Source organism: Ignavibacteriales bacterium, assembly GCA_016709765.1.
Lineage (GTDB): Bacteria > Bacteroidota > Ignavibacteria > Ignavibacteriales > Ignavibacteriaceae > IGN3.
The window spans coordinates 187484-200271 of record JADJMD010000008.1; the positions used below are offsets into that span (position 1 = coordinate 187484).

Genomic DNA, 12788 nt, shown 5'->3' on the forward strand with positions numbered 1-12788 from the left:
CTATGCAAATATTAATTTTGGTTTATCAACAGAACTAATACTGTTCATTATTTGTTTTGCGTTTTCTGTAAGTTTACTATAATTATTTTCTTCAATGGCTTTTTCATCTAAAAGTGCGGAACCAATTCCAACTGCACATGCACCAGCCTTAATCCAATCTCCCGCATTATCAAGTGTAACTCCACCAGTCGGCATTATTTTCAATTTGGGCATTGGCGCTTTTATAGATTTAAAGAAACTCATTCCAAGCACATCTGCAGGAAATACTTTAACTATATCCGCACCTGCCTGTTGTGCATTAAATATTTCTGTAGGGGTAAAACACCCGGGCATAACTGGAACATTATTTTTATTAGTAGTAATTAATATTTCTTTATTAAAAATCGGACTTACAACAAATTGAGCACCTGCATCGATTGCTTTTTGTGCAGTATCAGTATCCAAAACAGATCCTACCCCTACTAAAATTTCTGGGTTAGCAAATTTAGAAACTTGAGCAATCATTTCTAAGGCGTTAGGAACTGTCATTGTGATTTCAATGCTTTTTATACCACCTTCAAATATTGCTTCAACCATTCTGATCAATTTATCCGGGTGTTTTGTTCTTACAACAGCAACCACAACATTGTCTATAATATTTTTAACAATTTCTTCTCTAGACATTTACTAACCTTAATTTAAATTTCATATGATCTTTATTTAATAAAGAGCATTTTTTTGGTTGATATAAAATTGTTTGTCTCAATTTTTAAGAAATAAACTCCGCTATTTATATTATCTGCATTCCAGTTTATACTATAAAATCCTGGTTCTTTGGTTTCATTCACTAATTTTTTAATAGATTCTCCAAGCGCATTGTAAATAGTTATCTTAACTAATCCAGTTATAGGTATAGCATATGATATAGTCGTACTTGGATTAAATGGATTTGGGTAATTCTGATAAAGTTTAAAATCTCGTGGTTCATTTAAGACAGTTATTTCATCTGAAAATTCAATAGTGCCATTAAAATCTATTTGCTTTAATCTATAATAAAATTTAATCGCACTTATTTCTGAAATATCATCCTGAAAAACATATGCTGTTTTTTCAGATGTTGTTCCCTGTCCTGCCCTAAACCCAATTGTCGTCCAATCGGAGTTTTCTAGTTTTCTCTGAATTTCAAAACCTTGATTATTGAGTTCAGTAGCAGTTTGCCAATTTAATGATACAGTAGAACAAAACGGTTCTGCAGTAAATGAAGTTAGTTCTACAGGAAGTACATAATGTTCAGAAATATAAAACCCAGCAAAACGCACTGCCTCATCGCGCAAATCTGATGATGAGAGTAAACTGCGGTAAATTCCCCACTTCGGTCTGATAAAACTATTAGTAGGACGAATGGTCATAATATTATTATTGCTGTATGAAAGTAATGTTGTTCCATCATTGACTTTTTTAATTGTCATTGAATATCCACCATTAACAGGATCGACAAAGATTACTTCTGTACATTCAACCCATACATCCTCAAATAAAGAAAGTGCAACAATTGCAACTTTAGTAATATTATTATGAATAAGTTCTAATTTATTTGGTGAACCTTTTCTTGGAGTTAAAGTAAAAATCGGATTACCATCATCGCCATCAACAGGTTTTATTTGATGAATGTGCGTAAAATTACTTGATGGTTGAAATCCTAATGGCAGTTTAAATTTCCATTTGTAAGTAACTGTCTCACCGACTAAACCTATTAAACTATCCGGGGATTGATCATATGTTTTTATCTCAATTCTCTGCCGATCATAATTTATACAGCGGTCATTATCAGGCGTAACATGACTATAAAATTCAAATACATATTGATTTAATTCCACATCCCATACTTCGGCAATATGTCTCCCAAATTGCGGATGAACACATTCGGGATGTTCAACAACATCGTAGCCCGGTGCTAAAACGCTGTTGATTAATTCATAAGTATTACCAGGGCCATCAGCTTCTAGTATCGCCTGTGAATAGATAGGTGAATTAATCAGCACAACGACTGTAAAAACAGCAATGATTATTTTTATACTTGTAATACTTGTCATATCATTGGGTGTTAATTTTTTCTTTATTATAAAAATCAATTCCTTGAAAAAAAAATCTCCATACTTCTCAAACAGACATAAAGTGGAAATAAGAATGAAGCAATACTGCATTTAATACAGTATGCTTCATTAAAAATATTATTTAATCAGCATCATTTTTTTAGTTTGAATCTGATTACCAGATTCCAGTTTATAGAAATAAACTCCACTTTGTAGATTTAATGCATCAAATTGTACATTGTAGGAGCCAGCTTCTTGATTTTGATTAACTAGAATGCCTACTACTTCACCAAGAAGATTGTAAACTGATAATTTTACCAAACCTGATTCTATAATAGAATAATTAATTCTTGTAGATGGATTAAATGGGTTTGGATAGTTCTGTTTCAATTCAAATTCTGCCGGGGCAGAAACATCTGAACTTATAACTTTTGAATAATTAACTGATCCATCAAAATCGATTTGCTTTAATCGATAATAATATATTCCATTGGTTGCATTTTCATCTACAAAAGAATAGTATTTCTCTTCAGTTGTTGTACCAAACCCGCTTACAAAACCAATTTTAGTATAGGTTGAATTATCTATACTTCTTTCAATTTCAAATCCTCTGTTATTTAATTCAGTAGCTGTATTCCAATTTAATTTAACTAAACCGTTGTTGTTGGTTAAAGTAAACGAAATTAGTTCTACCGGAATGGTATTTACGCCACCTGTTGCATTAGCTAGAGAAATAAAAATGCTTGTACCTGTACTAACTACAAGTGCTGCGCTGAGAGAATCACTTGAAATTGTAGTTGGTACATTAGTCAAATCGGTTAAGTGGTCTAAGGGACCAATACCATTCCAAGTTGCACGGTTATCTGATGAATATGCAACACGTAAATCCATATTACCCACAGCAACACCATCATCTGTGGAATAAGTTGGGCTTAATTTATAAACCGCTTGCGAAGATGCAGAGCCGGCATTCTGTAAATATCCGGCTTCATAATATCTTAGTGTGGATACTTTATCAATGCCACCAGTAAATGTGCTGCTACCTGTATTAGCATTACCAGATAACATATTCACCCAAAAATAATGTCCGGTTGCGTTTGCAGGAGCACTAATATTAATGGTTATTGGTCTAAATTTCGTACCTTCACCTACCGGGAAAGTAAATTCTACCGAACCACCGCCATTAGAAACTCCACGTCCCAATATTCCACTAAAATAGCTATTGTCAGAACCGCCAACTATTCCTGATGAGCCTGTTCTTAAAAATGCCCAATGGTTTGTACCTGTTTCAATAATGCCGTCTGTTAAAGTGAGTACAACACCGCCCGTGCTTGAATTGTTAGATTGAAATAAATTACCAGCAGCTAAAATTACTTTTGCTCCGCCAGTCTTATTAATAGTAATGCTATTAAACTCTTCAACGCTTGCTTGGTATGTTGTGCTAGTTAAGGAAATAGTTGAATTAGTTGTTCCACTAAATGCAAGTAAAACACCATTTGCTGTACCACCACCATTACTTCCACCACGGAAATCAATTACTCCATTATTTGTTAAATCACCCAGTAAATCCATAGTATGTTCAATGAAAGTATTAGCTGTACCTGCGGGGTTTCTTGATTCAACACGGAATACGCCGCCTACGTTAACAGTTACGTTACCACCAACTGTAAGACCAGTTACAGTTCCATCAATGGCAAATCGTAATTTGTTATTTATGGTTAGATCATTACAAGCAGCATTTGGAACATCTAAAGTTACAGTATGATCAATAACAACATTATCTGCAGCACTAGGTACAACACCACCAACCCAGGTAGTAGTTTGATTCCAGCCGCCATCGCCAGCAGATACTATCTGGCCATAATTTAACTGTGCTCCGATTAACAATACAGTTAATAATAGAAACAGTTTAAAAGCTTTCATTGTCACTCTCCTTGTTTGTTAATAAATAGAACCTACTCATTTTATTAAAATCATTTTTTTTGTTTGATGAAATTGAATTGCTTCCAATGATATGAAATAGACACCACTCGATAAATTTTGCCCATTAAAATTTATTGAGTATAACCCTTTTGGTTTTACCTCATCAACCAACTGAGCAATCTTTTCACCTAATATATTTTGAATGGAAATAGAAATTTTTTCTTCATTAAGAATTGAAAAGGATATTGTCGTCTCAGGGTTAAAGGGATTTGGATAATTCTGAAAGAGAGAATACTGACTACCATCATTTTTATTATAATTGAAATTTTCTACTGAAGTTGCAGAAAGTCTATCTTCCAGCTGGGCAAGAAAAAGTGATCTGGGATTTAATCCTAATTGGTTACTGCCTTCAATAAATCCCTGCGGATCATTGAATGGTGCTGGTGGATACTGCCCTGTTATCCTCGCCCCTGAACAACCTATAGCATAATTTTGTGCAGTAGGAGGTTTTTGAACAATTAAATCTCCATTTGCTACATCACAATTCCATGCAACCGAATGGGCTACCGACCATCCATGACTAGTCCCGTAATAACCTCTGTTGTATAATCCAAGTAATCTTGCATTTAAACCTGCCCTTGGACCATTTAAATCAACAACATTATCATATAATAAACCTTGGCTCCATCTTCGATGTCCCTCGCTGCTTGTATAAGCACCTGAAGAAGTGCAGTCTAAAAAAACACATCCGGAAGTGTAGCTATACCCATTGGATACATAATGATGTCTGCCATTTGTAGCACTGCAATTTTTAAAAAGTATTAATTGTGAAGCAGTATACACGTTAAAGTTATATCTTCGCTCTCCTTCTATCGTGCTAATAGGATCAAGCGCATTACAACTATCTATAGTTATTCTGGTTGCAGTATTTGTTCTTACGGCTGATTGCCCGAAATGCAGCATAGTACAATTTCTAACCCAAGCATCTTCTATTTGATACATATCAATTGCCTGCCAGGCATGATTCTCATCTAGACCGCCAGCAGTTTCTATGTCTATTCTTAAATTCTCAACACCGATGTTTGTTACAATACCACTGCGAGCATATTTATAAATATAAGACTGAGATAAGCTTCTAAATAATGTATTAAAGACAGGTGCATCAATTGTAATTTTATTAGCATCAATTGCTGTTATATATCTATTGTAAACTATGTTTTCCTGTCCTGGCACCCATGGTAAATCAACACCCACTTCGGCACCAGACTCTGTGTAGTGAGTACCACCGTATTGTATTGATAATAACCAAGAATCTGTTGATGGATGAAATATTATAATATTATCTCCTACAGAATAAGGAGATGAATCTTCAACATAAAATTCTTTATCACCAACAAAAACTGTATCGGAAATAATATTTTTATTAGTACCGCTTACCTGATCAAACCATTTAGAAGTTCCTCCACCACCAGCAATTATTATCGAACGTTGAGCAGGATTGTTTTCTCTCCCAACAATAATTGTATTGGATGTAGAATCATCACCATCCCCCGCACCTCTTATCACAACTCCGCTTATATTTAATCTGATCGTGCCATATACATTATAAATTCCAGGTTCCATATAAAGTGCGCCTCTAAACCCATCAGAATTAGGCGGTAAAGCAGCAACCTGATTTAGAGCTGTCTGAATATGAAGTGTGTTATCACCAACTATTGGAGAGATCGTAAGGACAGATTGCACGAATGGAATTTCAACTTCACTATTTTTATAACCTGCATAACTAAAATCTGGTATCTTGTTTCCTTCAGCATCGGAAGTGTATTTTAATTTATCATTCTCAAAAAACACTCGTGTTGATTCCCAAGTTGTTTGTGCAGTTACAGATAACGTAAGAATAAGTGATGTGAATAATACTTTATTAATATTTAATCTTTTAGTAATCATTTACTTAAGTAAAATCATTTTTTTTTGTTGAGCTGTTATTTCCTTGCTGTAACCTATAAAAATAAATTCCACTTGGAAGATCATTTGCATAAAATGCTATTGTGTGAGAACCCGATATGTAAAATCCATTGGCAATTGTTTTTACCAATGAACCCGTTAAATCATATATCATCAAAGTTAAGTTTCCATCGGTAACAACGTTAAATGTTATATTGGTAACGGGATTAAATGGATTTGGATAATTTTGCATCATATAAAAGCTCTGTGCAATTACAGAATTGTCCTCAACTATAGCGGTTAGAGTTGGATCCCATCTCAAATCACCCATAGCTCTCCAATCACTTGCTTTTCCGAGCAGAGGTGAACTGCTTGAAAGCATATAATAACCTGAAGGACCTGATTGATATAAAGGATCGAAGCCTAAAATTACAAATACAGCGGAAGAATTTCTTTCTAAAACAAATGAACCAACATTGAATGTATCTGAGAAGGATATTTGAGAACTAGTACCCGAGATTAAAATAGATTCACTGTTACAATTTGAATTGCTAAAAATTGAGTTTTTAACAGTAGTGTTATGCGCTTCAGGAAAACTGAGCAGCCTAGTACCGGAAAGTCCGATACTATCAAAAGTACAATGATTAATATTAATTACAGGTCCCGGTGTTGCCTCAAGTGTATCACCTCCATAAATACTAACAGCTTCTTTGTTCAGATTCCATAATGTTGAATTCTCAAGCGTAAACTTTTTAACATTATATCTACCAGAACTAATACTTTCATCGTCCAGTTTAATCCCAACACCTTCTGAACGGGTAAACAAACATTTTTTTAATATAATTGAATCAGCCACCGTGAAAGGTGATGCCAGTAAGAAACTACCAGTACCATTTCCACCAACAGAATTAAAATAACAATCCTCAGCAATTATATAAAAGTTTGAGAGACTAGAAGACTGGGTTTTGATGATTGCTTCTTTATAATTAAGAGTACCGCCGCCACCGTTTAATTCCACTTTAGAAATTCTTAGTCTACCACCAACACTAATTTCAAATACAGATTCACTGTTATTTGAACTAACATTTAAAATTATTGGTAATGTTTGTAATCCAGCTGCACCGCGTATTTCAATTTCTTTATTAACTACAATTACACTTGAGTTCTCATATGCTCCGCCGCTAGTTGTTAGTTCAAAGATATCATAATTCTGAGCATTTTGAATTGCATTGAACAATGAGTCTACACCAGCACCAACTGTAATAATATTTCCGCCACTCAGGATAAAATTTAGAAATGTTGGCCCTGTATTCAACCGACTAGCTCTTATTATGGTTGTAGGTTCAGTCGAAAGCTCATCACACCCGATGTCTTTCAGAGTATCTCTTTTCTGACCGTCAAAATCATCAGCGACTAAGTTATATACTCCAAAAGAACTATCTTTTGCAGGACTGTTTTGAGTAATTCTCCAAACGGTATCAGCAGCAAATTCAATTTGAGGATCAACCATTGTAATTCCTGAAGGCTGCGGAATACCAAGATTGGCACCGAACATAATATTTCCTTCATAAATTAAATTTATGGGCTGATCTGTATAAGTAATGATTGGAGAAGACTGAGATTGCACTAAGTTATTTGCAATTTTGCAATCCAGGGGAGGTAAGGATTGTTCAGTGCTTTTACCCGTACCTATATCAAAATTACTCATGTTATTTACAAACGTGTTGTATGCTACAAGAGCATTTTTAACTTGAAAATATCTGTTTAAAGGTGAGTTTGGGACACCGTTTACCATCGCCAGAGCAGACCAATAACCTGTTCCCTTCAAATCAGAGAAGTAATTATTGTAAACTTTATGATCTTCACCAATTATTCGAACTCCACCTGTACTTGTCTTATTATCACCAAAAAAGAAATTTCCATATACCTCACAACGATTTCCGTGACGTAATGTTAAAGTTCCTGCAGTACGATAAAAAGTATTATATCTATAAATATTTTCACAGGACTTATTGGAGATAGTTTCTATTTCACCATCACACTCTTCAAAGTAATTATACTCAACAATACAATTACTGTTGTACATAGACCAATCACTTGTACCAATTCTGATAGTCTCAGCACCGTTTGCACCGTACTCAGGCCTGTATCCAAAGTAGTTGTGATCAATCGTATGAAAATCGGGACTGCTATCCATCCACACAACCAGTAAAGTTCCACTGTGATTTTTTCCAACAAAATAGCAATGATCCACTCGATTATTTGATCCGTAAAGTGATACCCATTTGTAATCTGTAGAAGTTGAAGGCGGATTATAATTTATAATTGCAGTATTTGTTAAACGTGAGTAATTGCTTAACTCTGAGCTGCCATTTCTGAATTCGATAATCGAACCTGAGGGACTTTTACCATCTTTAAAGAAAAGGCCATCAACAATTAGATAATCACCATAAATTCTAAGATTAGAATTTCCAGTAATATAGGTTCGCCCAGGTTCTTCAGTAGTTAAAGTAATAGGATTATTCACAGTACCATTACCACGAAAAATTAATCTTACATCTACCCAATTGCCTTTTTTAAGTACAATTGAATCTCCCGGAACAACGACCAACACTGCACTATTAAATTCTTGAACATTAGCTACAACATAAGACGTTGCCTCTAGCCTGAAATTAGCAAGTATCAATAAAGTAATTAGTGTAAATGTTGTTAAGGTTGATCTCATTTAATTTTCCGTGAAAGGTTAGGAAATGCCGGATGTCGTTAAACATCCGGCAAAAGAAATTATTTCATTACAATCATTTTTTTTGTAGAAACAAAATTATCAGTCTTCAAAGTGTAGAAATAAACTCCACTTGATAAACCAGCTGAATCAAAAGTATATTCAAAACTTCCAGAGTTTTTGAATTCATTAACAAGTTTGGTTACTTCTTCTCCAACAACATTATACACAATTAAAGAAACATTACTAGGATTAGCTAAAGTAAATTGAATTTTTGTTTGGGGGTTAAATGGATTTGGGAAATTTTGAGATAATGAAAAATCAGATGGAACCTGTCCATTGTTTATTTCTTTAATTCCTGTTAATTGCCCTGTCCATCTCCTATCTCCAATGGCTAATCCATCATGTCCAAGTGTTAACAACGTGTTACCCTGTGGAATTGTAAAATTACCATTAGTAGGGTCAACAAATTGTGGGTCTATTCCGTATAACGTAGCTAAATCAATTGTCCCAGTTTGTGAGCAGAATGACCACGAACTAGGTGTTTCAGCGCGATAAGCACCATCATTAATTTTTACTGTATCAAGACCTACTATTCTTTGACAAGCAAATGAATCTACATTTGCTAGAGTTGAGCCCTCTCTTTGAAATGAAACCAAAGTACCTGCACCTCCAAGTGTAGCATCATTTCCTGTAATGCTGTAAGTAATTAAAAGATTTCGCATAACAGAATTGGCAAATTCTCTTTCCCAAATAACTCTTCTATAACAGCCATAAAAAGTATTATTTTCAATCACCCCATCACCATCCACCGTTGTTGAATCGCCATCACTTTCAATTTTGATTGAGGAACCTCGAATATTTTTAAATGTACAATTACGAACTGTAAAAGAGTCCCAACATTTATTATCAAGAGCAACCGGCGTTTTGTGAGTGTTGATTGATCGTAATGCTTCATCTCCAGTATTTGCTAAAGTAGTTCTTTCAAAAATCACATCACCGCATCTAGCAGTCGTAGCGATATCGAAAATATTTCCATCCTCGCTAAATTCAGGGTTAGCATATCTATAAACGTTTCTAATTTCGCAATCATAAACTTTAATGTCTGGTGTTTCATTAAAACTTCCAGCAGTTGTTGAGATTTGCATAATATATCTAATTGAATCATAAGTTGTGGTAGCAGCATCATAGCCATCAATAATTAAATCCTTCAAAGTAAGGTCGTTTCTTGGCCATATAACTCTTGCTCCGGCAGTGCTATGCGTAACGATAATTGGTTTATTATTTGTACCATCGTTTCCTCTTATAACTAAAGGAACTTGAATTTCAGCAGGGAATATTGGATAGATACCACCATCAGTTTCAAGAATTAATGTATCTGCAAAACCAGGATTTGTATTGAGAAAAGTAATAACATCATTAATACTTTGTCCTGGAACATTCGGCTGAATGCTAATGTGCTGCCCGTTAGTTGGGGCTATAAGAAGTGCAGTAAAAAATAGTGCACTAAGAAACAGTTTCATTTTGTTCATTTTTTTCTCCTTTTTATGAAAGTAATTAATTATGACAAAAAGCTAATAGAAAATCTTTTACAAAGTAATTGTATATCCAAAATGGAAATTGCTTAAAGCTTCGTATGAATAGTTTGTGCTGCTATAATAAATTTCATTGTATTTCATAAATCTATATTCATATGCAAAGTCAAATCTGCCTATTAAAAATGATGCGCTCAAACCCACAGAATATATATTGGTTCCGGGTCCACTATCCTTAATTCCGGCTCCGTCAGGTACAAAAGTATCTGTAAGATATCTATAACCTGCAAGTAGGGATAAAAAGTCGAAAGCTTTATAGTTTACACCAAAACCAATAACAGTTTGATTCACCCACCCTCTGTGAGTACTGTCTGGAGCGGCAAAACTAAATTCAGCACTACTGAAATTAGTTTTTCTTAAATCAAAAGCGAATGTAATTTCTTCAACAGGTTTAAAACTAATTCCAAAAGAATAAGAAATAGGAACCGATAATTCATCTTTACCTGATCTGGATTCTGTGGTTATTAGTCCGGAATCTGTAGTAGTTATTGTGTTACTCCAATCCCTTGTAACAGTATATGGTAATCCAATATTTACACCAAACGAAAATGCGTTAAGATTAAATATTGTTCCAATGTTTAGTTTGGTTGCAGAAAAATCAGATGTACCTCTTGTACTAACATCAACAGAATCATAAGTAAATTTAAATCTGTTTGGTCCACCAACAAGATCAAAATAGCCAATTTGACTTATTTGTTGTGATTCATCTGATTGGCTAGACAATAAATTTAAACTAAAACCAACTTTAATATTTTCATTAACTTCATAACCTAATCCAAATAAAATATTTTTAAGATCGCCTTCTCTCATACGATTATAATCAGACCAATTTACTCTTACGCTGTCTTCCGCAGCTGTAATTCGTTCGATTACTGCACCATATTCATCAGAACCGATATGTGGATTTAAATAAGTCGTATTGCGATCATAATCTAGAATTCTATTTTGAGTAGCGTATGCCGCTGATATTACAAAGGACTGTTCTGCAATTATAAATGGATAAGCCCCGGAAACATTATTAAAAACTGTTCCGTTTTTTTTAACTTGCCAATCGGCAGCTTCTTCGCTGTACTCATCTAATCCAAATTTTGGATCACTAATGATATAAGATTGCGTGGTATCAAAAAATATTTCATTATCCCAAACGCCATTATTAGCTGGATCTGGTACATACAGACCATCAAGATAAAAAGCAAGATTTACAAATTGTCTATTGGGTCTATAATCCTGATTTTCTCTCCAAATTTTGTCATATGTATTTCCAGAAATAGAAAACTGAGGTCCTTTAAGTCCAATCAATCCTGCGGGATTCCAAAACAGTGAGTTTACATCTCCCGAGATGGACGTATAAGCCCTGCCCATTGCAATTGATTGCACACCATTATTACTTTCCTCAGACCATCCTTGAAATGATAAATTATCACCTCTATGTTGAGATAAAACTGAAACATTAAAAATGCCAAGCAATAGCATGCTGTAGCAAACAAATTTAAAACTATGTCTAATATTTTTGTGCATTTCCATCTCCGGAAAACCTTAATTAATTAAAATTAAAACCAAGAGTAAATCTGTGAACATTTCCAAGAAATTCTCCATAATCGTTAAATGAGTAATCAACTCTATATCCCTGATAATTTACACCAGCACCAAGAGTTAAACCTTCTTCATCATAATTGATTTTATAACCTGCTCTTAAAAAAAGCATCTGGGAGAACGAATATTCTAGTCCAACATTGTGCTGCTGACTGTAATCTCTAGGCTGCGATAAATTATAAGATATCAATAATCCCTGATCTTTAATATCTGAAATAAGTGAGTTTTGATCTGTAAATAGATAAGCTGAAATTCCTAAAGTTAAAGTTTGTGGAAGCGGATAACCTTTATGTACAAATTTTACCTCTGGTCCAAAATTTCTTAATGCAATTGCAACATCTATAGTTTTAAAACCAGTCTGATAAATCAGACCACCATCAAGCATCCATGAAGTAGCTGATTCGGCGACTAAATTTTCGTGAGCAACTTTAAACGATAAACCAAATGAAAACTTATCTGTTAAACTTTTTGCATATGACAAACCAACTACGGTAAAACCAGGACTCATAGTTTCACCAGTTGTACCAGGATTATAAACACCAGTTACTGGATCTCTGTACAAATTATCCACTCTGGTAACAGGAATATCTCCGATATCATTTACTTGAACCTGCAAACCAAGCGTTCCAAAATCTTCAATGGAGTATGCGGCTGATAGAGCAAGATGAGATACATCTAAAAAGTAATCAACATAATAAAAGGATGCATCAAAATTATTTACTTTAACTAAAGCAGCAGGATTCCAGAAAACTGCTTCTGAGTTGTTCACAACAGATATAAAAGATTCTCCCATCCCTGTTGATCGGGCACCAGGCATTACTTTTAAAAATTGAAAAGAGGTTGTGCCTACTTTATCTATGCCTCCGCCTTGAGGGAATAAAAATGTAGAATTTATTATTAGTAAGGCAGCAATTATTTTAATCTTCATTTTAAATACTC

Annotated in this window: 8 protein-coding genes; all 8 read right to left on the reverse strand. The window is 34.3% G+C overall.

What is annotated here, in order from left to right; all coding sequences use genetic code 11:
• Complete coding sequence (eda, locus tag IPJ23_02230) at positions 1–663, reverse strand: bifunctional 4-hydroxy-2-oxoglutarate aldolase/2-dehydro-3-deoxy-phosphogluconate aldolase (protein ID MBK7629538.1); 663 nt, start codon at positions 661–663, stop codon at positions 1–3.
• Between the two features lie 32 nt (positions 664–695).
• Entirely contained in the window at positions 696–2072 is a 1377-nt protein-coding gene (locus tag IPJ23_02235) for a T9SS type A sorting domain-containing protein (protein ID MBK7629539.1), read from the reverse strand.
• A 138-nt stretch (positions 2073–2210) separates the two neighbouring features.
• Complete coding sequence (locus tag IPJ23_02240; GenBank protein ID MBK7629540.1) at positions 2211–3995, reverse strand: T9SS type A sorting domain-containing protein; 1785 nt, start codon at positions 3993–3995, stop codon at positions 2211–2213.
• A 36-nt stretch (positions 3996–4031) separates the two neighbouring features.
• Entirely contained in the window at positions 4032–5942 is a 1911-nt protein-coding gene (locus IPJ23_02245; GenBank protein ID MBK7629541.1) for a T9SS type A sorting domain-containing protein, read from the reverse strand.
• Between the two features lie 4 nt (positions 5943–5946).
• Positions 5947–8664, reverse strand: a complete 2718-nt coding sequence (locus IPJ23_02250) for a T9SS type A sorting domain-containing protein (protein ID MBK7629542.1) — start codon at positions 8662–8664, stop codon at positions 5947–5949.
• 59 nt (positions 8665–8723) lie between these two features.
• On the reverse strand, positions 8724–10193 hold the full coding sequence (locus IPJ23_02255) for a T9SS type A sorting domain-containing protein (protein MBK7629543.1): 1470 nt from the start codon (positions 10191–10193) through the stop codon (positions 8724–8726).
• Between the two features lie 57 nt (positions 10194–10250).
• The gene (locus IPJ23_02260) at positions 10251–11774 is read right to left on the reverse strand and encodes an outer membrane protein transport protein (GenBank protein ID MBK7629544.1); all 1524 of its coding nucleotides are present in this window, start codon (positions 11772–11774) and stop codon (positions 10251–10253) included.
• 22 nt (positions 11775–11796) lie between these two features.
• On the reverse strand, positions 11797–12777 hold the full coding sequence (locus IPJ23_02265; GenBank protein MBK7629545.1) for a PorV/PorQ family protein: 981 nt from the start codon (positions 12775–12777) through the stop codon (positions 11797–11799).
• Positions 12778–12788 lie beyond the last annotated feature (11 nt).

Excerpts from the sequence above, each read along its gene's own strand:
- IPJ23_02245 (MBK7629541.1), bottom strand. The coding sequence starts at position 5,942 with ATGATTACTAAAAGATTAAATATTAATAAAGTATTATTCACATCACTT.
- IPJ23_02240 (MBK7629540.1), bottom strand. The coding sequence starts at position 3,995 with ATGAAAGCTTTTAAACTGTTTCTATTATTAACTGTATTGTTAATCGGA.
- eda (MBK7629538.1), bottom strand. The coding sequence starts at position 663 with ATGTCTAGAGAAGAAATTGTTAAAAATATTATAGACAATGTTGTGGTT.
- IPJ23_02255 (MBK7629543.1), bottom strand. The coding sequence starts at position 10,193 with ATGAACAAAATGAAACTGTTTCTTAGTGCACTATTTTTTACTGCACTT.
- IPJ23_02250 (MBK7629542.1), bottom strand. The coding sequence starts at position 8,664 with ATGAGATCAACCTTAACAACATTTACACTAATTACTTTATTGATACTT.
- IPJ23_02260 (MBK7629544.1), bottom strand. The coding sequence starts at position 11,774 with ATGCACAAAAATATTAGACATAGTTTTAAATTTGTTTGCTACAGCATG.
- IPJ23_02265 (MBK7629545.1), bottom strand. The coding sequence starts at position 12,777 with ATGAAGATTAAAATAATTGCTGCCTTACTAATAATAAATTCTACATTT.
- IPJ23_02235 (MBK7629539.1), bottom strand. The coding sequence starts at position 2,072 with ATGACAAGTATTACAAGTATAAAAATAATCATTGCTGTTTTTACAGTC.